The following is a 22,231-nucleotide window of genomic DNA, read 5'->3' on the forward strand; positions in this document are numbered from 1 at the left end:
CTCACTGGCGTTCTACGAGATAACCCACGCCGCGCACGGTCCGGATATAGCCCTCGCCGATCTTGCGGCGCAGGTTGGAGATGTGCACGTCCAGGCTGCGGCCGTCCATCTGGCAGGGCGCGCGGTTCTCCAGCTGGCGGCGCGTGACGACGCGGTCGGGCAGCTTGATGAGCGTCAACAGCAGGCTGAACTCGGTGCGCGACAGCGGCACGCGCTCCTGGCCGCGGCGCACCTCCATGCGCGGCTCGTCCAGCACCAGGTCGCGCAGCTGCCATTCCGCCGGCTGGTCGGCCGCCTCGTCGCCCTGGCTGCGGCGCACGACGGCGCGCAGCCGCGCCAGCAGCTCGGAGCCGGCAAAGGGCTTGACGAGGTAGTCGTCGGCGCCGCCGTCCAGGCCGTCCAGGCGGTCCTCGATGGCGTCGCGCGCGGTGATGACGAGCAGCGGCAGCTTGCGGTGGTTGCGGCGCACGCTGCGCAGCAGCTCCATGCCGTCGCCGTCGGGCAGGCCCAGGTCCATGACGACGGCATCAAACCCGCCCTCGGCGATCCACAGCCGCGCGTCGGCGATGCGCCGCAGCCACATCACGTCGTGGTCGGCGTTCTGCAGCAGGGCCTGCAGGGAGCGGCCCAGTTCCAGGTCGTCTTCGAGGAGACAGATGCGCATGACCCGGACTTTAGTGACAACCGCGTTAAGACGGTCTTAACAAGCCATTGAAGCAGCGCAAAGGCACCCGGGCAGACAGTCGCATCCATTCCTGAATCGACTTGTTACCTGCGCATGAACCGCGTCCGCCTCCTGACTGCCCTCCTGTCCCTGCTGCCGCTGCTGGCGCATGCCGCTGGCTCGGCCTTCCTGCCCAGCCGCGCGCAGTTCGACGCGCTGTTCCCCGAGCGCATCGCCTTCTACAGCTACGAGGGTTTCGTCGAGGCGGTGCGCCAGACGCCAGGCTTTGCCGACGCCGGCAGCGACGTGGAGCGGCGCCAGGAGATGGCCGCCTTCCTGGGCCAGATCGCGCACGAGTCCGACCAGCTGCGCGCCCAGCGCGAGTACAAGCGCGCGAACTGGGACAAGTACTGCCGCGCCGACGCCCGCCTGGCCTGCGCGCCCGGCCAGCAGTACTACGGCCGCGGGCCCATCCAGCTGAGCTGGAACTACCAATACAAGGCGGCCGGCGACTTCCTCGGCATCGACCTGTGGAGCGACCCCGACCGCGTCGCGCGCGACTCCACCGTCGCCTGGCGCACGGCGCTCTGGTACTGGATGACGCAGCCGGGCGAGTCCAAGCAGACCTCGCACGCGGCCATCCGCAGTGGCGCGGGCTTCGGCGCGACGACGCGCGCCATCAACGGCCCGCTGGAGTGCGACAAGCCGACCGACCCCGATGCCAAGCGCAAGAACGCGCGCCGCGCCGACTTCTACAAGCACGCCAGCGACTTGCTCGGTGTGCCCCTGCTGCACCCGCTCGGGTGCTGACCCTGCCATTACCCCTGCCCCATAACACCGGAGAAAGAGAACCATGAGGAAGCATTCAAGCCCCCACCCGACGGCCATCGCAGCCGCCGCCATGCTGCTGACCGCGCTCCCCGCGCTGGCGCAGGAGGCCCCGAAGAAGAAGGAGTCGCTGGACACCGTCGTCGTCACCGGCATCCGCGCCAGCATGGAGAAGTCCCTGCAGACCAAGCGCAATGCCGACGCCATCGTCGACGTGATCACCGCGGAAGACGTGGGCAAGCTGCCCGCCACCAACGTCGCCGAGGCGCTGACCACCATCCCCGGCGTCACCATCGACAAGGCCTTCGGTCAGGGCGAGAAGGTGTCCATCCTGGGCACCGACCCCGCCCTCAACCGCACGCTGATCAACGGCCAGACGATCGCCTCGGCCGACTGGTTCATCGCCGACCAGCCCGGCCGCACCTTCAACTACTCGCTGCTGGCACCGCAGCTGATCAACAAGGTCGAGGTCTACAAGTCGCCCGAAGCCTGGCTCGACGAAGGCTCCATCGGCGGCACGGTGAACATCTCCACCCGCAAGCCGCTGGACCAAAAGCCGCTCACGCTGGCTGCTTCGGTCGGCTACCTCTACAACGATCGCATCGGCAAGGGCGAGCCCACGCTGGCCGGCCTGGTCGGCTGGCGCAACGAGGCCAAGACCTTCGGGGTCATCTTCTCGGCCCAGCGCTCGGAAGAAGGCATTCGCCGTGACGGCATTGAGTCCTACGGCACCGTCAGGGGCAGCAACTACATCAACGGCAGCGGCGGTGGCGGCTCCATCAACAACCTGCCGACCAACTGGGCCGTCGCCCCCAACCCGGACGGCAGCCAACCGACGTTGCCGGCCTCCTGCGTTGGCAGCTGCGCCACCACGCTGCTGGCCAACCCGAACGCCGTCGGCCCCAACTCCATCAGCGCGCACTACTTCGAGCAGCTGCGCAAGCGCGACACTTTGTCGCTGTCGCTGCAGGCCCGCGCCAACGACAAGCTCGACTTCGAGTTCAACGCGCTGGACGTGAAGGCCGGCTACGACAACCGCAGCCACTCGATGTTTGCCTTCCAGGGCAATGCCTACAACGGCCTCATGAAGATGACGGACCTGACCGTGGATGGCGGCGTCATCACCAAGGGCACGTTCAAGAACGCGCTGATGGTGTACGACCTGATCGACCGCAAGGCCACGGTGGACACCAAGTCCTACGACTTCAAGGGCAACTACAAGGACGACCGCTGGTTCGCCTCCGTCCACGTCGGCGCCTCCAAGGCCACCGGCGGCACCGAGCTGCAGGTCTTCGGCGAGTTCCTGAGCTGGACCGACTACAACTACGACATCAGCAGCGGCACGCCCAAGTTGAGCATCACCGGCGCGAACCCGTTGAAGGACCCGACCGCCTTCCAGATCGACGGCGGCTGGGGCGCGGACCCGGCCCTGCCCACCTGGAACACCGGCTGGGGCGGCAACATCGTCTTCAAGCCGACGGTGGACAAGGAAGAGTTCATGCAGGTGGACGGCGGCCTGAAGTTCGACGGCCCCATCTACCAGCTGCGCTTCGGCGTCAAGCACCGCCAGCACAACACCACGCAGACGATGGGCGGCGTGTCGCTGGCTGCGGTGAGGGGTTATGGCGATGCCAAGGCCAGCCAGTTTTCTCCGAAGCCACTGCCGGGCAACTATCTCAGCGGCTTCGGCAACGTCGGTGACCTGAGCAACCGCTACACCATCGACGGTGAAGCGCTGGCCGGCTTCATCACCAGTGGCAAATGGCTCGCCCCGTGGCAGACCATGCCAAAGCCCGCCACGTTCAACGATCCCTCCTTCGTCGCCAACACCTGGTCGGTCCAGGAAGTCGTCGATGCCGCCTACGTGCAGGCCGACTACGCCCTTGACGCACTGCGCGGCAACTTCGGCGTGCGCGTCGTGGACACCACCTCCAACAGCGGCGGCTGGGCCTGCACCGTGTCCACAGGGCAGGCCTGCCCGGCGGACAAGTATGTGCAGACCAATGTGGCGAAGAACTACCGCAACATCCTGCCCAACCTGAACGTGGTCTACGAACTGCGCAGCGACCTGGTGCTGCGCGCGTCGGCGGCCAAGGTCATGTCGCGCCCGAACTACGGCGACATGTCCAGCTACTTGTGGATCGGCGACCAGACGCTCTCCGGCGGCGGCGGCAACCCCAACCTCAAGCCCTACAAATCCACCAACCTGGACTTCTCGGCGGAGTGGTACTTCGCCAGGAACGCCATCCTGGCCGGCACGATCTTCAACAAGAAGGTCACCGACTACGTGCTCGTCACGACGACGCCGGAAGTTCACTACAACCAGTTCGAACGCAGGAACGCCACCTACGCCGTCTCGCGCCCGAACAACGCCGGCAGCGCCACCATCAGGGGCGCGAGCCTGGCCTTGCAGGCCAACATCGGCTGGGGCTTCGGCGCGCTGACCAACTACACGTTCTCGGACGCCAAGGCCGCCCAGGCCGGCTCGCACCTGCCGTTCAACTCCAAGCACCAGTACAGCGTCAGCCCGTTCTATGAAAGCGACCGCTTCAGCGCCCGGGTGACGTACACCTACCGCTCCAAGTACTACACGCAGGCCGATCGCGGCAACTTCCTGATCACCGACGGCAGCAAGGACCTGGCAGCCAGCGCCAGCGTGAAGCTGACCGATCAGCTCAGCCTGGGCCTGGACGCGATGAACCTGCTGGACAGCGAGTACCGCAACTACGCAGACGTGGCCGGCGTCGCCAACACCGAGTTGCTGACCCGCGGCATCTACCGCACCGGCAAGCGCTACCAGGCGGTGCTGCGGTACAACTATTGACCCCTCGCCCAGTCGAGCCCACTGAACGCGGCTCGCCCAGGCGGTCTTGCAGACCGCGCTGCGGCTCGCGCCGCAACCCTTCGGCAGGCACATGCCGCCCACTGGGCGCCATGTGTCCGGCCTCAGCCCCCGAGGGGACGGCGATGCTTGCGGCATAGAGCCGCAAGCACATCGCCAGACGGGCCGGCTTGGGAACTGAGCCCGGACAGAGGCAGTCCCTGCGGACTGCCTCTGCCTGGCGAAGGCCGAGGGCCTCTGGCCGTCGGCCCCGGCGCTCGGCCCGCAATACGGGGTCGACAACGTTCCTCGTTGTGGCAGCTGCTTCTGCCGCACGTTGGGCGACCCTCCCGGGGGTCGCCCTTTTTTGTTGTGCAATCTGCGCCCATGACATCGAGCACCACTTCCAACCGCCAGCCCGGCATCGACCTGCTGCGCGGCCTCACCGTCGCGGTGATGATCCTCGTCAACGAGTGGGCCGGCGTGGCGGGCCTGCCGGCATGGATGAAGCACGTGCCGGCGGACGCGGACGCGATGACCTTCGTGGACATGGTGTTCCCGGCCTTCCTGTTCATCGTCGGCATGTCGCTGCCGTTCGCGCTGCAAGCCCGGCTCGCCCAGGCCGGCCGCCGGGGCGCGCTGCTGGCGGTGGGCGAGCGCACTGTGGCGCTCATCGTCACCGGGCTGTTCATGGTCAACGCCGAGATGGCGCCGGCCGGCTTCAACGCCCCGGCCTGGCTGCTGGGCGCGTTCGTGGGCATCTTCCTGCTGTGGGGCAGCGTGCGCGGCGGGCCGCCGCTGGCCTGGCCCTGGCGCGCGGCGGGCGGCGTCGGGCTGCTTGCGCTGGCTGCCGTCTACCCCGGCGGCATGGGCGTGCACTGGTGGGGCATCCTGGGCCTCATCGGCTGGGCCTACGGGCTGGCGGCGCTGCTGTTCATCTTCGCCAAGCCCGACGCACGGCTGCCGCTGGCGCTGGCGGGCATGGCGGCCTGCGTCGCCTGGTTCGCCTGGGCCGCGCCACACGTGGGCGGTGGCGGCCACGCCACGCACACGGCGCTGGTGCTGGCCGGCTTGGTCGCCGCCGTGCTGCTGCATGACCCCCACCACATGCTCGCGCCCGACCGCGCCACGCGTTTCGCGATGCTGCTGGCCTTCATGCTGCTGGCCGTTGGCTTCAGCCTGCGCGAGCACTGGCCACTCTCCAAGATCCAGGCCACGCCCACCTGGGGCCTGGTATGCGCGGGCGCCACGCTGCTGCTCTACCTCGTCGTGCGCCCGCTCGCCGAGACCGCGCCGGGCCGTGCGGCGCTGAATGTCCTCGGCGACGCAGCACGCCACCCGCTGCTGGCCTATCTGCTGCCCTACGTCATCGGCGCCGTGCTGGCGCTGCTGCACTGGCACTGGCCGGCGGCACTCAGCGTCGGCTGGGCCGGTGTGGCGCGCGGCGCCGCCTTCCTCGCTGTTGTCCTTGTGCTGCTGCGACTTTTGCTGCGCACAGGCTTACGACTCAAGCTCTGATGCTCCGCCGCCACCTGCTCGCCCTGCCCGCCTTGCCCCTGATGCCCGCCCTCGCCGCCACGCCATCACCCCGCTTCCTGCATGTCGGCACCTATGCGCCGCTGGGCCAGGGGATCTACAGCTTCGCCATCGGCGCCCGCGGTGAGCTGAAGCCGCTGGGCGTCACGCCGAATGCCGGCAGCCCGAGCTGGCTGGCGACGGACGGTCAGCGCGTCTACGTCGCCGAGGAAGGCAGCAGCCATGTCGCCGTCTACGCGCAGGACGCCACCGGCTCTCTGACCCTGCTGCAACGCGAGCCCAGCGGCGGCCAGGGGCCCGTGCATCTGTCGCTGGGCGCGGGCCGCGTCTGGGTGGCCCACTACGGCGACGCCCGCTTCGCCGCGCTGCCGCTGCACGCCGACGGCCGCGTCGGCGACGCCGAGAGCTGGCCCAGTTGCACCACCGACTGCCGCCCCGGCCCGACGCGTGCCGCCAAGGCACCACCCGGCAGCCAGGCCAGCAGCGGCCACGACGCGCCGCATGCCCACATGATCCAGGTCAGCCCAGACGGCCGCTGGCTGCTCGGCACCGACCTCGGCCGCGACCGCCTGCTCGTCTGGCCGCTCGGCGCCGCCACGCCGAGAGCGCCCGCGCAAGAGCTGGCCCTCAGCCCGGGCTCAGGTCCCCGCCACTTCGTGGTCGTGGGTGACCTCGTCTACGTGCTGCAGGAGGAATCGTCCACGCTATCGAGCGTCGAGCTGGGCTCAGGCGGCCCGCGCCTCATCGACGAGGTCAGCGTGCTGCCGGCCGGCTTCGCGGGCACCAGCTACGCCTCCGACCTGTTGGTCGCGCCCGGTGGCCGGCATCTGTATGCCTTCAACCGCCTGCACGACAGCCTCGCCGTCATCGCGCTGGACGCACCGCGCAAGCCCCGCGTGATCGACCACCACTGGGTGCACGGCAGCTACCCGCGCAGCGCGTGCATCGCCGGCAGCCAGCTGTATGTGTGCAACCAGCGCAGCGATCAGCTCAGCCACTTCGACCTGGGCCGACCCGAGGCGCCGAAGTTCACGGGGAAGCAGACGGCGGTGCCGAGCCCGGCGGGGGCATGCGCGGCGTAGGGCGGGTCGCGACCCGCCGTTTGGGTGCGGCATGCCACCTGGGCTGGGTCTTGGTTGCGCTTGCGAGGCGGGTTGCCTCATTGGTGCATTGCCGGGAGTCCCGCCCGGCAAAGGCAACCAAGAGCTGAACTCAGAACTCCACCACCGACCGAATCGACTCTCCACGCCGCATCAACTCAAACCCCTCGTTGATGTCCTCCAGCTTCAGCTTGTGCGTGATCAGCTCGTCGATGTGAAGCTTGCCCTCCATGTACCAGTCGACGATCTTGGGCACATCGGTGCGGCCGCGGGCGCCGCCAAACGCAGAGCCCTCCCACTTGCGCCCAGTCACCAACTGGAACGGCCGCGTCGAAATCTCCGCGCCGGCCGGCGCCACGCCGATGATGATGCTGCGGCCCCAACCCTTGTGCGTGCACTCCAGCGCCTGGCGCATCAGCTGCACGTTGCCGACGCATTCGAACGAATAGTCCGCGCCGCCATCGGTCAGCTGCACGATGGCGTCGACGACGTTGGGCACGTCCTTGGGGTTGACGAAGTCGGTCATGCCGAAGCGCCGCGCCATCGCCTCGCGGGCCGGGTTGATGTCCACGCCGATGATCTTGCCGGCACCCACCAGCTTGGCGCCCTGGATGACGTTCAGGCCGATGCCGCCCAGGCCGAACACGACCACCGTCGCGCCCGCCTCCACCTTGGCCGTGTAGAGCACGGCACCGACGCCGGTCGTCACGCCGCAGCCGATGTAGCAGACCTTGTCGAAGGGCGCGTCCGGCCGGATCTTGGCCAGCGCAATGCCCGGCACGACGATGTGGTTGGAGAACGTGCTGGTGCCCATGTAGTGGAAGACGGGATCGCCGTTCAGCGAGAAGCGCGACGTGCCGTTGGGCATCAGGCCCCGGCCCTGCGTGGCGCGGATGGACTGGCACAGGTTGGTCTTGCGGCTCAGGCAGAACTTGCACTCGCGGCACTCGGGCGTGTAGAGCGGAATGACATGGTCACCCGCCTTCAGCCACGGCACCTTGCTCTCCAGCACGACGCCCGCGCCTTCATGGCCCAGCACGGCGGGGAACAGGCCTTCGGGGTCGGCACCCGATAGCGTGAAGTCGTCGGTGTGGCAGATGCCGGTGGCCTTGACCTCGACGAGGACTTCGCCGTCGGCGGGGCCTTGCAGGTCCAGGGTTTCGATGGTCAGCGGTTGGCCGGCCTTCCAGGCAACGGCGGCGCGGGTTTGGATGCTCATGAGGTTTCTCCTGCGGGGGGTTGAAGTTGGTTCAGCGCGGCGACGAATTCGCGCGCTTCGATGCGGCACAGCCTGAGGCGGCGCAGCAGCCACGGTGTCAGGTCTTGCTGGCCCAGGTGCTCGGGCCAGGCGCCGGCATCGGCGTCGGGGATGTCTGCGGGGTCCGTTCCTGTGGCGGGCTCACCGTTCAGCACGCTGACGCAGGCCTGCTGCGCCAACGGTAGCGCAGCCTCAGCCTTGGCGGCGTCCAGCCGGTCGGCACGGCGCTGCACCTGCTGCTGCACGGCGCCCAGCAGCGCCATCAGTCGGTAGCCATGGCTCAGCGCGGCCTCGATCTCGGCGTCCGGCAGGCGCACGCTCTCGGGCTCCACGCGCGTGCGCTGGGCCGCGCCGGCCAGGGCCGCCAGCGCGGCGTAGGCCTGCTGGCGCGACAGACGCTGGGCCAGCTTGTCCTCCGCGCTGGGCGCCCAGCGCAGCATGTGGGTCGCATGCCGCGCGAGCGCCGCACGCAGCTGCTTGCCCAGGCGAGGCACGGCGGCGCGCTCCCAGCTCGGCAGCACGAAGCTGAACAGCCAGGCCAGGCCCGCGCCGATGAAGGTGTCCGCCAGCCGCTCGCCGATGAAGGGGCTGCTGGTCGGGTCCAGCATCAGCGGCTGCAGCAGCGCCATCAGCGTGGCGGCCGTGGCGGCGACGCGGTAGCGGCGGTTCACATAGGCGTGGGCCGTGCCGACTGCGGCGATGAATATCACGCTGAGCGCCGGCACCCATTCCACATGGGCCAGCAGCAGCACCAGCAGGCAGCCCTGCACCGTGCCGATGATGCGTTCGTTGCGGCGCGCCAGCGTCTGCTCCAGGTTGCCGCGCAGCACGACGGCCACGCTCAGCATCAGCCAGAACGGGTGGGCCGCCCAGGGCAGCAAGGCGCCCAGCCAGTAGGCCAGCGACAGCGCGATGGCCGAGCGCAGCGCATGGCGCATGACGCTGGACTGCAGCGTCAGGTGCGGCTTCAACGCGGCCAGCGGCCAGCCCTCGGGCGACACGAAGGGCGCGAGCCTCTCGGGCGTCCACGGGCTGTCGACGTCGTCCGTGCGGGCCTGGCGCGCGACCATCGCGCACACGTCGTCCATCATGTGGCCGAGGCGCGACTGCAGCGCCGACACGAGATGGCTGCGCGAGTCACCCGCCGGCGCGCTGACATCGGCCAGCCGCGCGGCCAGCTGCTTCGCCCAGGCCTCGGCCGACACCTCGGGTAGCGGCGTGCCGAAGGCCAGCGTGTCGGCCAGCGCGCCCAGCACGTCGGCCAGATGGCGCAGCGTGTCGGCCAGCGCGGCACGCCATTGGCGGCCGGGGAAGTCCTGGCCCAGCAGCTCGGTGTCCAGCCGGCTGGCCAGCAGCAGGTCGCGCAGCTCGACAAGGCCCAGCACGAGGTCGGTCTGCCGGCGGCTGCGCGGCGAGCGGCGCGCAGCGAAAACCTGGTCGCGCGCGGCCTGCAGCGCGTCGGCCAGCACCACGTCGTCGGCGATGGACGCGCGGATGCGGGCTTCGTCCGCGCCCACGGCCAGCGCAATGCGCTGAGCCCGCGAGCGCACGCGCTGCGCGGTGGCGCGCAGCGCGGTCACCAGCGCCAGCTCGCGCAGCCGGTGGCGCAGCACGACGGCACCCAGGCGCGCCCAGCCGGCGTAGACGCAGCCGCCCAGGCCCACCCACAGCGCATGCTCCCAGGGCGCGACGGCGCCGGCCGTGCGGTCCCAGGCCATCGCGAACACCATGGCCAGCACGGGCGAGAACGACATGGGCCCGGCGCGCAGCCCCCAGGCCAGCGTCATCAGCGACAGGAAGCCGACAACGGCGACGAGCGCCACTGTCCAGCCCAGCGAGCCATGCGTGAGGCCCACCAGCAGCGTCACGACGGCGGCGGCGAACGCGGCCGGCAGCACGCGGGGCAACACACGCTGCGGCGGGTTGGGCACGTCGGGCAGGCTGGCGCAGACGGCGCCGCCGACGGCGGCGAGGCCGGCCGTTTCGCCGAACAGCGCGCCGACGACGACGTGCGTGGTCGCCACGCCGAGCGCGACGCTGAGGCCGTTCAGGTGGGCGGCCTCCAGCCGCTGCAGGAAGGCCTTCACTTGACGAGCAGCTCCAGCACGCGGCGCTGGACGGCAGGCAGTTGATGCACCGAGAACCAGCCGGACTTGTCGGGCCGGTAGAGGTACTGCGGCGGCGCGTTGGTAGCGACGCGTTGACGCAGCGGCGCGAGTGCGGCCTGGGCCTGGTCGCCCTGCCCCAGCGCCTGCAGCGCGGCGGCACGGACGATCACGGCGAGGTCGCTCCAGGCGCCCAGCGCCAGCGCCTCGTCGGCACCCCGCAGCGCGGCGGCAGCGTCGCCGTCGAGCAGCGTCAGCCAGGCACGAAGGGCCAGCGTGTCGGGGTCGCGCGGATCGAGGATGAGGGCCTCCTTGAGCTGGGCGCGGGCGGGCTCCGTGCGGCCGGCGCGCAGCAGGTCCAGCGCGTAGTCGCGGCGCAGCGCCAGCAGGCCGGTGCGCAGGCGCAGCACAGCCTCGTACTGGGTGAAAGCCTCGTCCCAGCGCCCATCCAGGGCGAGCGTTGCCGCGCGGCCCCACAGCGCCTCGGGCTGGTCGCCTTGATAGGCCAGCACGGCGTCGTAGGCGGCCAGTGCTCGCGGCACATCGCCAAGGCGGCGGTGATGGTCGGCCAGGGCCAAGTCAACACGGAAGAGGTCCTCGCCGGTCAGCGCCTCGATGCCCTTGGCAAGACCCGGCACCACGTCGGCGGCCAACGGCGCACCGCCATGCCAGAGCGCATCGGCCGCCGCCACCCGCAACGCGCCGCTGTGCGGGTGCAGCTTCAGTGCGCGTGCCGCCAGCTCGCGGCCGGCCTTGCCTTCCAGCGCCAGTGCATACAGCCGCGCGCCCAGCGCGCTTTCGTCGTCGGGCGCCAGGCCCAACGCCCGCTCGAACAGCGCGGTCGCATCGGCCAGCTTGCCATCCTCCAGCTTCTGGTTGCCGGCATTGACCAGCGCGATGGGAAGGCTGGTGCTCGTGTCGCGCTGCGCGAAGAAGCGCTGCACCAGCGCCCGCAGCGCCGGGTCGCGCTGGATGAGGCGCTCACGCACGATCTCGCGGCCGTCGTAAGCGTCGCGCCGGGGCGACGCCTCGGCGTTCGCCCCTTCGGCAAAGTACTCCCACACCGAGCCACCGGCGTAGCGCGACAGAAAGCCCTCGCGCGTCTTCGCGTCGCGCGCCTTGGCCTGCTGGTACAGCGCCTCGATCTCGCGCGCCGCATCGGCCGTCAGCACGCCGTGCACCTGGTGGGTCAGCTCGTGCAGCACGGTGTTGTACTTGTCGAAGATGCTGCGCTCCACGTCTTCGATGCCGGTCACCGTGAAGTGGCCGCCCATGCCACGCACGTCGTCCCACAGCCGCGAGTCGTAGTCGATGCGCGCGTCCTTCAGCGCATGGGCCTGGGGCGTCTCGGACAGGCGCATCCACATCGGCTTGATGAAGTGCGTGGCGCCGCCTTCGACAAGCACCGGGATGAAGGCCTTCCAGGGCGCGACGGACAGCGCCACGCGCTTCTTGTGGCGCGGCGACAGGTCTTGCCAGTTCAGCACGTAGCGCTCGATGCCGGGCACGACGGGCATGGGCGTGGCCTTGAAGCGGCTCTCGTAGGCGGCGCGGTGCACGTCGATGCGCAGCCGCTGCGACTCCAGCGCCTTGGCGGCGATGGCATGCGCCCGGCCCAACTGCGGGCAACGCTCCAGCACGGCCAGGCTGATGGCCAGCGCCGCGTCGAAGTCGCCGCGCTCGAAGGCGTCGGACGCGCGCCGCACGTCGGCCAGCAGCGGCGGGAAGGCGGCGCCCTGGCGGGCGGCGAGCTGCGTGTAGTTCTCGCGCGCATAGCCATTGCCCAGCAGGTAGTGGGCGGCCTCGTGGTGGCGGTTCAGCGCGACGGCGGCTTCGGCGGCGGCGATGGCATCCTCGGTGCGGCCCAGGCGGATCAGCGTGTCGGCCAGCGCCGCGAGGCCGTCGGCGGTGCGCTCGACGGCCAGGCCTTGCTCCAGCTTCTGCAGCGAAGCGTCGAACTCGCGCAGGTGAAAGTGGCGCTGGCCCAGGCCGCGCAGCGCGTGCGCCCGGTCGACGGGGCGGGTGGCCTTGGCGAGCGCGCGCTCGAAGCACAGGCGCGCACGGTCGAAATCGCGGCGGTCCATGGCCAGGCGGCCGGCGGCGAGCAGGTCGACGGCGTCGGCCTTCGCATCGGTCAGCACATGGCGGGTGCGGCGGGCTACCGCCGCGCCGTCGTCACGGGCGAACAGCCATTGGTAGATGACGGCGCGCTCGCCGGCGCTGGGCTTCGGCGCGCGCAGCAGCACAGCGACATCGGCGCGCGCAGCGGCGTACTGCTGCTCGGTCAGCAGCCGCTGCAGGCGGGTGGTGTCCGGGGCCGCGTGGGCGGCATTCAGGGCAAGGCAGACAGCAAAGCCAATGGCCAATCGGCGCCAGGGCATTCAAACAGCTCCATCCGTGGAGCCGGCATGCTAATCGTCCGACGAGAACCCCGACGCCTTGACGACCGGCCCCCAGTACTCCCGCTCTGCAGCCAGGCGCCTGGCGTAGTCAGCCGGCGACAGCGACAGCGGCTCGAAGCCCAGCTTGGCCAGCGCCTCCACCACCGCCGGCTCGCGCACAGCCGCGCGGGCCACGTCAGCCAGCTTGTCGACCGTCCCCTGCGGCGTCTTCGCCGGCAGGAACAAGCCATAGGTCTCCACGCCGACGATGCCCTTGAAGCCCTGCTCCTCGAAGGTCGGCACGTCGGGCGCGAAGCGCGAGCGGGCCTTGTCCGTCACGCCCAGCAGCCGCACGCGGCCAGAGGCGAGGTGGGGAAGGAAGTCGCCGATGGAGAAGCAGCCCGAGGCGATCTGACCGCCCATCAAGTCCTGCATGCCGGGCGCCGCGCCGCGGTAGGCCGCGTGCGTGAGCTTGAGGCCGGCGGCGTGCTCGAACTGGTTGCCCAGGAAGTGCGGCATCGCGCCGGCCGCCGGCGACGCATAAGCGGCCTTGTCGGGGTTGGCTTTCAGCCAGTCGGCCAGTTGGGCCAGCGTCTTGACGGTGGCGGGCACCATGGGCCCGACGCCGAAGCCGCAGGTGGACAGCGCCAGCGGCGAGACGGGGATGACATCGGTCGCCGGGTTGTAGGCCAGCTTGCGGTAGGCGTGCGGGTAGATGGTGAACATGGACGCCGGGCTGAGCAGCATCGTCTGGCCATCGGGCGCGGCGTCTTTCAGGCCGGCGATCGCGATGCGGCCACCGGCGCCGACCTTCTGCTCGACGAGGATGGTCTCGGCCAGCTTGCCGCGCGCGAACTCGGCGAAGCGGCGCGCCGTCGTGTCCACCGAGCCACCGGCGGGGAAGCCGACGAGGATGCGCGGCGGCTGGCCCTGCGCCCGGGCGGCGAGCGGCAAGGCGGCGAGTGAGGCGAGGACGTGGCGACGGTCGATCATGGTTTGGGTCTCCTGTGCTTGTTGTCGGGTGCGGTGCTCTGTGCGGTGGCCACCCAGGCGAGGCGGTCCAGCCCGGCCTTGAGGGCGATGCCCTGCTCGCCGAGGGCTGCCAGCAGCGCGCGGTCGTGTTCGGCGACGGCGGCTTCCAGCTTCGCGAGGCGGCGCTTGCCGGTGGGCGTGAGGTGCAGCCCCCAGGCGCGCGCGTCGTCCGGCGCGTCGCGGCGCTCGGCCCAGCCTTGCGCTGTGAGCCAGTCCGTCAGGCGCAGCGCGCCGCTGCGGTGCAGGCCCATGGCCTGGGCCAGCAGCCCCTGGCGCAGGCCGGGGTTGCGGGCGATGAGCACCAGCGCCGCGAAGCGCTGCGGGCTCACGTCCCACTCGGCCGTGGCGCGGTAGAAGTCGAGATACAGCGCGTTCTGCGCGCGGCGCAGCGCATAGCCGAGCAGGCCGTCCAGCGGACCGTAGTCCACACCGGGCACGGGCAGCATCAGGCCTTCGGGATCGGGGCTGTCGGTCTTCACATCTACAGATTAGTTTTAGTTGCACAGTGCAACCATGTCGCTTACCCTGAATTCATGAAGATCGTTATTTCAGGCGGAGGCATTGGCGGATTGACGACGGCTCTCGCGCTGCAGACGCGTGGCCACGACGTGACCGTTCTGGAAGCCGTTCGGGAGCCAAAGCCGCTCGGCGTCGGTATCAACCTGTTGCCGCATGCGGTCGGCGTTATGGACGAGTTGGGCCTGCTGCCGGCGCTACGCGGCATGGCGGTCGAGACGGCGGCACTGGTGTTCGCCAACCGGCACGGCCAGGCCATCTACCGCGACTCGCGCGGGCTTGAGGGCGGCTACAGCCACCCGCAGTTCAGCATCCACCGCGGCGAGCTGCAGATGATGTTGTGGCGCGAGGCAAGCGCCAAGCTCACCGTGCTCGGCGGCCAGCGTGTCGTGGGCGTGCGGGACGGCAACGTCGCGCAGATCGAGACCGCCGACGGCCCGCGCGAGCTGGCGGCCGACCTCATCGTCGGCGCCGACGGCATTCACTCCGCGCTGCGCAAGCGGCTGGCGCCCGACGAGGGTGCGCCCTGCTGGCGCGGCGTCATGATGTGGCGCGGCACGTCCTGGGCGCCGCCGTTTCTCGATGGCCGCACGATGGTGCAGGCCGGCCACAGCCAGGCCAAGTTCGTCGTCTACCCGATCGGCGCGCCGCGTGCCGACGGGCTGCAGCTGATCAACTGGATCGCCGACCGCCGCGTGCAGCCGCCCACACCCGGCCTGACCGCGCCCGACCGCGCCGACTGGAGCCGCGCCGGCCAGCTGGACGACCTGCTGCCCACGTTCGGCAGCTGGCGCTTCGACTGGCTGGACGTGCCCGGCCTGATCACCGGCGCCGAGCAGATGCTGGAGTGGCCCATGGTGGACCGCGACCCGCTGCCGCGCTGGCGGCTGGGGCCGTCCACGCTGCTGGGTGACGCGGCCCACCCCATGGTGCCCATCGGCTCCAACGGCGCGACGCAGGCGGTCATGGACGCCAAGGCGCTGGCGGATGCGCTGTCGAATCACGACGACCTCGACACCGCGCTGGCCGCCTACGAGGACGAGCGCCGGCCGCTGTGTGCCCGCATCGTCGAGATGAACCGCCGCGAGGGGCTGGATGCCATCCTCGACCGCGTGGAGGCGCTGGCGCCGGACGGCTTCGCCAACCTCGCCGATGTCATCGACCCGGCCGAGGTGGCGGCCGAGATCAACAGCTACAAGGCGGCGGCAGGCCACCGGACGCAAGGCAGCCGGTAGACGGACGCGCGCTACTCCGGCGTGCTGGGGTCGCCGTCCGCACCGGGGTGCTCCAGCGCCTGTCTTGCCAGCTCTTCGTCCGACAGGGGTTCCGCACGCCTCAGGGCGTCGATCGCCTCCAGGAACTCGGACGTCGGCTCTTGGCCGCCCACGAGGACATCGTCGAGGGTCTGGCGCGGCGCGACCTCCGTCGGTTCCTTCGGCAGTGCCGGGGCGGCTGCTTGGCGCTCAAGGAACGCCGCAAAGTCGCCGTCTTTGGGGGTGTCGGAGTTGGTCATGCCGATGTGAAGGTTGTGCGAGGCCGTCGGATGATCCCCCAGGACCGCCCTCTGGCAAGCGATGGCCTTGGTGGATATTGACGCCACTGCGCAGACGACGATCATCCCGGCCCATGCTCCCTCACAAACTTGGCCGCACCAATCCGCCCCACGAACGCCATCCCGTCGCCTGGTACCAGCCCGACGTGCTGTGGACGGCCGCGCGCCAGGTGCTGTCCTCGCTGGACCAACAGCGCAACCGCGACGGCCGCGAGAGCCAGCCGCTGCCGATGAAGGTCATCGACCGCAGCGAGCCCGAGGCGGCGGGCGACTTTGCGGGCGAATGCTGGTTCGACTTCATCGCCGACACGGGCGACGGCGGCAACGCCTGCTATGCCGTCGCGAGCGCAGCGCTGGCGGATGAACTGACGCTGGACGGCGAGACCTTGCCGCGCGGCCAGTTGCTGCTGTTCGGCGGCGACCTGGCCTACCCCGCCGCCAGCACGCACGACTACCGCTACCGCTTCGTCGAGATGTTCGAGGCGGTGCGCAACAGCCACGAGCCCACGCTCGTGCGCGGCCGGCGGCTGACGCTGGCGGCCATCCCGCAGAACCACGACTGGATGGACTCCACCTCCACCTTCAGCCGCTACTTCACGCGCCGCAACGACTCGTCGCCGCTGCTGGGCGCCAAGATCCCGCAGCGGCAGACCTACTTCTGCATCAAGCTGCCCGGCGGCTGGTGGGCGCTGGGGCTGGACTTTGCGCTGGACCATGACATCGACCGCGATCAGTACGAGCAGTTCGAGGCGCTGCTCAGCGAGCGCGGCCTCGTCACCGAGGACGGGCACGAGTACCACATCGGCGCGCAAGATCGCGTGCTGCTGATCTACCCCGAGCCCTACTGGACCCGGCCCATCGGCGACGGCGCCGACGAGAGCCACCCCAAGCGCTACCAGAAGCTCGAAGGCCTGCTGCGAGCCCGCGTGAAGCTGCGTCTGGCGGGTGACCTGCACAGCTACCTGCGCTGGGATTCGGTCAACTGGGGGCGGCTGGTGGTCTGCGGCACCGGCGGCGCGTTCACGCACCCGACGCACACCAAGCCGACGACGCGGCCGGTGCGGCTGCAGGCCTTCGACACGAAGGACTGCATCCCGCCCGAGCCCTTCACGTCGCTGCCCGCACTGGCCATCGGCCTGACCGAGAAGCAGGGGCCGGGCAGCGAGTTCCAGCGCGTGGAGGCCACTGCGTATCCGGACGCCGAGACGTCAAAGGCGGGCTGCAAGGGCAACCTGCTGGCGCTGTTCCGGCGCGACGCCAGCGGTGGTGGCGGCAACGCGTGGTTCGCCGTGCTGCTGGGCGCGCTGTACTGGTTCAACGCCTACCTGAACTCCATGCCCTTCGTCGACTCCTTCAAGCCCGACGGATTCGCGGCGATGTGGCGATTCGACATGGACGAGTACTGGCATGTCTTCATGCTGTGGCTCAAGGCCATGGTGTTCAGCCCGCTGGGCTTTTTGATCAACCTGCTGATGGCCTTCGGCTGCATGGTCATGGGCCGTGAGACCGTCAACGAGCTGCCGCCCACCGTGGGCGCCATCTGCCGCTGGATCATCATGTGGGGCATCGGTGCCCTGCACGCGGCGGTGCACGTGCTGGCCGTCTACAGCCTGGAGTTCTGGGGCCACCAGCTGGTGGGCGAGCTGAGCTGGATCGGCGACCGCACCGCGCCCGCCGGGCTCATCATGCACTCCTGCCTGGTGGGCCTGGGCGTGTTCAGCATCGGCGGTCTGGTGGGCGCCTTCATCTTCGGCGCGTATCTGGCGCTGATGTCACGGCTGGGCTACCTGACCAACAACGGCTACTCGGCGCTGGATGGGCAGGACCACAAAGGGTTCCTGCGGTTTCGCATCGACAAGGACGGCGGGCTGACGGCGTGGTTCATTGCGCTTGATCGGGTGCCGAGGCGGTGGAAACGAAATGAGGGGGCGGGGCCGGTGTGGGTGGCGGATGACGATGAAGCATCAGCACCCCGAGTGCATGATCGCTTCGGCCTTTGATTCGGGAGCGTGCGAACCAGGCCACCAAGACTCATTCAGCGCCGATAGTCGTCGAGGTTCAAGCCGACATTGGCAGCCAAGTCTTCAACGCTGACGCCATGCTTGTTTGCGATATCTGCACGGGCACCTGCGTCGAAGAACAATCGAATCATCTCGGCCTTGTCTTCGTAAACCGCGCGAAACAGCGGCGTGTTTCCATGCAGATCGATGGAGTCGACCTTTGCTCCGGCGGCCAGTAGTAGCTTCGCCACTTCTGCATGCCCTTCCTGCGCAGTGAAGTGAAGCGCCGAATAGCCGATATCGTTTTGAACGTCCACTTGTGCACCACGCGCAATGAGCTCGCCGACGATTGCGGCTTCGCCGAGGAAGGCGGCGCGGACCAGCGGAGAGTTGCCATCGAGGTCGAGCTGCTCCACCTCTGCACCGGCATCCAGATGCTTGATCACCTGAACCAACTGCCGCAGCTCCACCGCCAGGAAAACTGGACTGGACCGCAGGTCCTTGCGTGAATTCTTCATAGCTATTGCTGCATCCCCATCTCCGCCGCAATCAATCTCACCGGCGCACTTCCATAGCTCAGGAACTTCTCGTGGAAGGCCTTCAGGCCGAACCCCGGCCTCGCCTGCAGCCTCTCCCGTAACGCAAAGATCTCGCTGTACCCCGAGAAATAGCTCGTCAACTGCACTGACGTGAGTTGCACGCGGCGCCATTTCTCCTTGGCCTCGCGCTCCGTCTGGAAGGCCTGGCGCACGAGCAGGTCCAGCGCGTCCTTCTCGCCCATGCCCAGCACGTGCACGCTGTAGTCGAGGATGGTGTTGGTGACCGAGCGCAGGTGCCACTTGCCCCACATCAGCGTCATCTCCGGCGAGGCCTCGTAGCCGCTTTCGATCATCACGCGCTCGCCGTAGACGGCCCAGCCTTCGATCATCGAACCGCTGCCGAACAGCGCCTTGACCTTGCTCGGCGCCTTGTTCGCATAGACGAGCTGCGTGTAGTGGCCCGGGATGGCCTCGTGGATGTTGAGGATCTGCAGGATCCAGTGGTTGTACTCTCGCAGCGTGCTCTCGGCATCGGCGGGCGAAAGCTCGTCCAGCGGCGTGACGTTGTAGTAGGTGCGGTCCTGCGGCCGGTAGGGGCCGGGGGCCTCGATGCTGGCGCCGGCCACGCCGCGTTGGTAGGCGGGCGTCTCGCGCACGGCCAGCGGCTTGGCGGGGTCCAGCGTCAGCAGGTCCTTGGCGCGCACCCAGGCTTCGAGCTGCGGGATCTGCGCGCGGATCTCGTCGACGAACTTCTCGCGGGTGACATGGCGCTCGCTGAGCTTGGCGATGACGCGGCCGATCATCACGAAGCGGTCCAGCGGCGCCACCTCGCTGCCGATGACGGTGGGCCACAGCGCCAGGGCCTGGGCCTGCATGCTGGCCAGCACCTCCTCGCGACGGGCCAGCGCGGCGTCGAAGGTCTGGCGCGCCGTGCGGGCGGACTGGATGTCGTGCGCGAACTTGGTCTCGTACAGCGCCGCGCCCAGCCGCCAGGGCCGCTTGGCCGTGGGCAGCTGCTTCTGCAGGTGCGCCTGCCAGCCGGCCACGGCGTTGCGGGCCTTGGCCAGATCGGGCTGCATCAACGCGCCCAGGCCTTGTTGCTGCGCATGGGACTCCAGGTCCTCCAGCACCGACAGCACGCCCGGCGCCTGCTGCAGCGCCAGCTCGGTGTGCTCGCGGGTGACGCCGGCCAGGCTGGCGCGGGCGGCGGCGTAGAAGGCGGGCAGTTGCCGGATGCGCTGGTGCAGTGCCTTCACGCGCTGCTGCACGCTGTCCCAGTCGGTGTTGAGGATCTGGTCGATGGGGCCGGCCGGGTTGTGCTCGGATGGGTTCCAGGCCCATTCGCGAAGCACGTCCAGGCGCCACAGGTCGCTCTGGAGCTTGGCGGCCAGCATGTCGCGGTCCATGCGCTCGGTGGGCGACAGCTTGTCGGCAGCCAGGCCCTGGAAGGCCTTCAGCCAGGACTGCAGGAACTGGCGGCGCCTGGCGCGCTCGGCGGCGCTGGGCAGGGTCAGCCGCTGGGACTGGTCGAAGCGGCCGGCTGCGACGGCAGCGTCCGGGTCCAGGCGCCAGAGCGCCTCCAGGAACTCCTCCACCAAGGCGCCCAACTCGCCCCGCGCCGCCCGAGCCGGCAGACCGAGCGCGGCCAGGCCAAGAGCGGCAAGGTCGCGCCGTCTCACAGCGCCTGTTCCAGCGCGTCGACGAACATCTTGGCCACGTCGAAGCCGCTCTGGTCCGTGATCTCCTGGAAGCAGGTCGGGCTGGTCACGTTGATCTCGGTGACGTTCTCGCCGATGACGTCCAGGCCCACCAGCAGCAGGCCGCGCGCGGCCAGGATGGGACCGATGTATTCGGCGATCTCGCGGTCGCGCGCGGTCAGCGGGCGGGCCACGCCCTTGCCGCCGGCCGCGAGGTTGCCGCGCACCTCGCCGCCCTGCGGAATGCGCGCCAGGCAGTGCGGCACCGGCTTGCCGCCGATGATGAGGATGCGCTTGTCGCCCTCGGCGATGGCCGGGATGAAGCGCTGCACCATGACCGTCTGCGAGCCGTCCTTGTTCAGCGTCTCGATGATTGACCCGAGGTTCAGGCCGTCGTCCTTGACGCGGAAGATGCCCATGCCGCCCATGCCGTCCAGCGGCTTCAGGATAATGTCGCGCTGCTCGGCGTGGAAGGCGCGGATCTCGGCGGGGTCGCGTGTGACCAGCGTCGGTGAGATGAACTCGGGGAACTCCAGGATGGCCAGCTTCTCGGGATGCTCGCGCAGTGCGCTGGCGCGGTTGAAGACGCGGGCGCCCTCACGCTCGGCCTGGCTGAGCAGGTGGGTCGTGTAGAAGAACTCGCTGTCGAAGGGCGGGTCCTTGCGCATCAACACGGCGTCGACGTCGGCGAGGGCCAGGTCGGCGGTGGACGTGACCGTGTACCAGTCGTGTGCGTCACCGGTCAGCGTGATCTCCACCGCAGCCCGCGCAGTGACGCGGCCGCCGCGCAGCCAGACGAGCTGCTGCGGCTCGCACACCAGGATGCTGTGGCCGCGCTTCGCGGCCTCGCGCATCATGGCGAAGGTGGAGTCCTTGTAGGTCTTGAAGGTGGAGAGCGGGTCGGCAACGAAGAGCAGCTTCATGATCGGGTCTTGCAGATGGATCGGGGCAGTTTTGCACAGCGCGCCCGACCTCGTGTGACTAAGGCCGCCGCCAGCTCGACGCCAGCGTGGCAATGCCGCCCGCCACGACACCCCAGAACGCCGCGCCGATGCCGAAGGCGCTGACGCCGGACAGGCAGACGAGGAAGGTCAGGATGGCCGCGTCGCGGTGGTGCTCGTCCTTCAGCGCGGCGCCCATGGCGCCGGCGATGGTGCCCAGCAGCGCCAGGCCGGCGATGGTCGCGACCAGCTCGCGCGGGAAGGCCGCCAGCAGCATCGCGACGGCGCCGCCGGCCAGGCCGATGAGCACGTAGAACAGGCCGGCCGCCATGGCCGCGGTGTAGCGCCGCGCCGGGTCCTCATGCGCCTCGCGGCCCATGCAGATGGCGGCCGTGATGGCGGCGAGGTTGAAGGCATAGCCGCCGAAGGGCGCCAGCACGGTGGTCGCCGCGCCGGTCACGGCGATGGAGGCAGACACCGGCGTCTGATAGCCGCTGGCGCGCTGAGCCGCCACGCCGGGCAGGTTCTGCGAGGCCATCGTGACGATGAACAGCGGCAGCGCGACGCCGATGGCCGCATGCCAGGTGAACACGGGCGCCGTCCACATCGGCAGCGCCCAGACCTGGCTCGTGTCCAGGCCGACGAAGCTCAGCCGCCCTTCCCCCAGCGCATAGGCAATGCCAGCGGCCAGCACGCCGGGCACGGCATAGCGCGGCCACCAGCGGCGGCCGAGCAGGTAGGCGGCGGCCATGACCAGCACCAGGCCAGGCGCCGTCTTCACGCTGGCCACGGCGTCCAGCCCGAAGCGCGCCAGCACGCCGGCCAGCAGCGCGGACGCTATCGATACGGGGATGCGGTCCATCAGCTTCTCGAACCAGCAACTCCAGCCGGCCCAGGTGATGAGCAGGCCGCAGACGATGAAGGCACCGATGGCCTCGGGCATGTCCAGCCCCGACGTGGACGCGAGCAGCGCCGCGCCGGGCGTGGACCAGGCCGTCAGCACCGGCTGGCGGGTCCACAGGCTCAGGGCGAGGCTGGTGACCCCCATGCCCAGGCCCAGCGCCCACAGCCACGAGGCGGTCTGCGCCGGCGTGGCCCCTAACGCCACCGTGGCCTGAAAGATGATGGCCACCGAGCTGGTGTAGCCCACCAGCACGGCGACGAAGCCGGCGACGACGGTGGAGGGGGAAAAATCACTCAACAGCATGCGCATCGGCGCAGCATAGCCATCGACAGAATGCGGCCGCACCAACCATCAGGG

At 69.7% G+C, this 22,231-nt stretch carries 17 protein-coding genes; 6 read left to right on the forward strand and 11 right to left on the reverse strand.

Annotated elements, in window-relative coordinates:
• Position 1: 1 nt before the first annotated feature.
• Entirely contained in the window at positions 2-664 is a 663-nt protein-coding gene (locus ACG00Y_RS22455) for a response regulator transcription factor (protein WP_394482768.1), read from the reverse strand.
• A 114-nt stretch (positions 665-778) separates the two neighbouring features.
• Between ACG00Y_RS22455 and ACG00Y_RS22460 the strand changes: the two genes are divergently transcribed.
• The 4 genes from ACG00Y_RS22460 to ACG00Y_RS22475 all read left to right on the forward strand — a co-directional run bounded on the left by ACG00Y_RS22460 (position 779) and on the right by ACG00Y_RS22475 (position 6,931).
• Positions 779-1,474 carry a chitinase gene (locus ACG00Y_RS22460; RefSeq protein WP_394482770.1) on the forward strand — a complete coding sequence of 232 codons (696 nt, stop codon included), beginning with the start codon at positions 779-781 and terminating at the stop codon, positions 1,472-1,474.
• A gap of 43 nt (positions 1,475-1,517) precedes the next feature.
• Positions 1,518-4,316 carry a TonB-dependent receptor gene (locus ACG00Y_RS22465; protein WP_394482772.1) on the forward strand — a complete coding sequence of 933 codons (2,799 nt, stop codon included), beginning with the start codon at positions 1,518-1,520 and terminating at the stop codon, positions 4,314-4,316.
• A 384-nt stretch (positions 4,317-4,700) separates the two neighbouring features.
• On the forward strand, positions 4,701-5,831 hold the full coding sequence (locus ACG00Y_RS22470; protein ID WP_394482774.1) for a DUF5009 domain-containing protein: 1,131 nt from the start codon (positions 4,701-4,703) through the stop codon (positions 5,829-5,831).
• Entirely contained in the window at positions 5,831-6,931 is a 1,101-nt protein-coding gene (locus ACG00Y_RS22475; RefSeq protein ID WP_394482776.1) for a lactonase family protein, read from the forward strand. The genes ACG00Y_RS22470 and ACG00Y_RS22475 overlap by 1 nt, the downstream gene beginning before the upstream one ends.
• A gap of 130 nt (positions 6,932-7,061) precedes the next feature.
• Here the strand turns inward: ACG00Y_RS22475 and ACG00Y_RS22480 are convergent, their stop codons facing one another.
• The 5 genes from ACG00Y_RS22480 to ACG00Y_RS22500 are packed head-to-tail and all read right to left on the reverse strand — an operon-like array spanning position 7,062 to position 14,204.
• A complete protein-coding gene (locus ACG00Y_RS22480; protein WP_394483037.1) occupies positions 7,062-8,162 on the reverse strand; it encodes an S-(hydroxymethyl)glutathione dehydrogenase/class III alcohol dehydrogenase in 1,101 nt (366 codons plus the stop codon).
• A gap of 2 nt (positions 8,163-8,164) precedes the next feature.
• On the reverse strand, positions 8,165-10,294 hold the full coding sequence (locus ACG00Y_RS22485) for an FUSC family protein (protein WP_394482777.1): 2,130 nt from the start codon (positions 10,292-10,294) through the stop codon (positions 8,165-8,167).
• Positions 10,291-12,693, reverse strand: coding sequence for a tetratricopeptide repeat protein (locus ACG00Y_RS22490; RefSeq protein WP_394482779.1), 2,403 nt, complete (start codon positions 12,691-12,693; stop codon positions 10,291-10,293). The genes ACG00Y_RS22485 and ACG00Y_RS22490 overlap by 4 nt, the downstream gene beginning before the upstream one ends.
• Positions 12,694-12,723: 30 nt before the next feature.
• Positions 12,724-13,686 carry a Bug family tripartite tricarboxylate transporter substrate binding protein gene (locus tag ACG00Y_RS22495; protein WP_394482781.1) on the reverse strand — a complete coding sequence of 321 codons (963 nt, stop codon included), beginning with the start codon at positions 13,684-13,686 and terminating at the stop codon, positions 12,724-12,726.
• On the reverse strand, positions 13,683-14,204 hold the full coding sequence (locus ACG00Y_RS22500) for a MarR family winged helix-turn-helix transcriptional regulator (RefSeq protein WP_394482782.1): 522 nt from the start codon (positions 14,202-14,204) through the stop codon (positions 13,683-13,685). Before ACG00Y_RS22500 ends, ACG00Y_RS22495 begins: the two co-directional genes overlap by 4 nt.
• Before the next feature lie 54 nt (positions 14,205-14,258).
• On the opposite strand from ACG00Y_RS22500, the gene ACG00Y_RS22505 reads away from it, so the two are divergent.
• Positions 14,259-15,476 carry a flavin-dependent oxidoreductase gene (locus ACG00Y_RS22505; RefSeq protein ID WP_394482784.1) on the forward strand — a complete coding sequence of 406 codons (1,218 nt, stop codon included), beginning with the start codon at positions 14,259-14,261 and terminating at the stop codon, positions 15,474-15,476.
• 11 nt (positions 15,477-15,487) lie between these two features.
• On the opposite strand, the gene ACG00Y_RS22510 is transcribed toward ACG00Y_RS22505, so the two are convergent.
• Positions 15,488-15,859, reverse strand: a complete 372-nt coding sequence (locus tag ACG00Y_RS22510) for a hypothetical protein (RefSeq protein ID WP_394482785.1) — start codon at positions 15,857-15,859, stop codon at positions 15,488-15,490.
• Positions 15,860-15,867: 8 nt separating this feature from the next.
• Here ACG00Y_RS22510 and ACG00Y_RS22515 point away from each other — a divergent pair, with 8 nt between their 5' ends.
• The gene (locus ACG00Y_RS22515; protein WP_394482787.1) at positions 15,868-17,793 is read left to right on the forward strand and encodes a hypothetical protein; all 1,926 of its coding nucleotides are present in this window, start codon (positions 15,868-15,870) and stop codon (positions 17,791-17,793) included.
• A 35-nt stretch (positions 17,794-17,828) separates the two neighbouring features.
• Here ACG00Y_RS22515 and ACG00Y_RS22520 read toward each other — a convergent pair whose 3' ends face one another.
• From ACG00Y_RS22520 to ACG00Y_RS22535, 4 genes are read right to left on the reverse strand one after another with little or no spacing between them, the layout of a single operon-like run.
• Positions 17,829-18,311, reverse strand: coding sequence for an ankyrin repeat domain-containing protein (locus ACG00Y_RS22520; RefSeq protein ID WP_394482788.1), 483 nt, complete (start codon positions 18,309-18,311; stop codon positions 17,829-17,831).
• Between the two features lie 2 nt (positions 18,312-18,313).
• Positions 18,314-20,011 carry a DUF885 domain-containing protein gene (locus tag ACG00Y_RS22525; RefSeq protein WP_394482789.1) on the reverse strand — a complete coding sequence of 566 codons (1,698 nt, stop codon included), beginning with the start codon at positions 20,009-20,011 and terminating at the stop codon, positions 18,314-18,316.
• A complete protein-coding gene (gene gshB, locus ACG00Y_RS22530; RefSeq protein WP_394482791.1) occupies positions 20,008-20,952 on the reverse strand; it encodes a glutathione synthase in 945 nt (314 codons plus the stop codon). Before gshB ends, ACG00Y_RS22525 begins: the two co-directional genes overlap by 4 nt.
• Before the next feature lie 58 nt (positions 20,953-21,010).
• A complete protein-coding gene (locus ACG00Y_RS22535) occupies positions 21,011-22,183 on the reverse strand; it encodes a benzoate/H(+) symporter BenE family transporter (RefSeq protein ID WP_394482793.1) in 1,173 nt (390 codons plus the stop codon).
• Positions 22,184-22,231: the final 48 nt, after the last annotated feature.

Origin of the sequence: Pelomonas parva, from assembly GCF_043555835.1 — a bacterium.
Lineage (GTDB): Bacteria > Pseudomonadota > Gammaproteobacteria > Burkholderiales > Burkholderiaceae_C > Pelomonas > Pelomonas parva.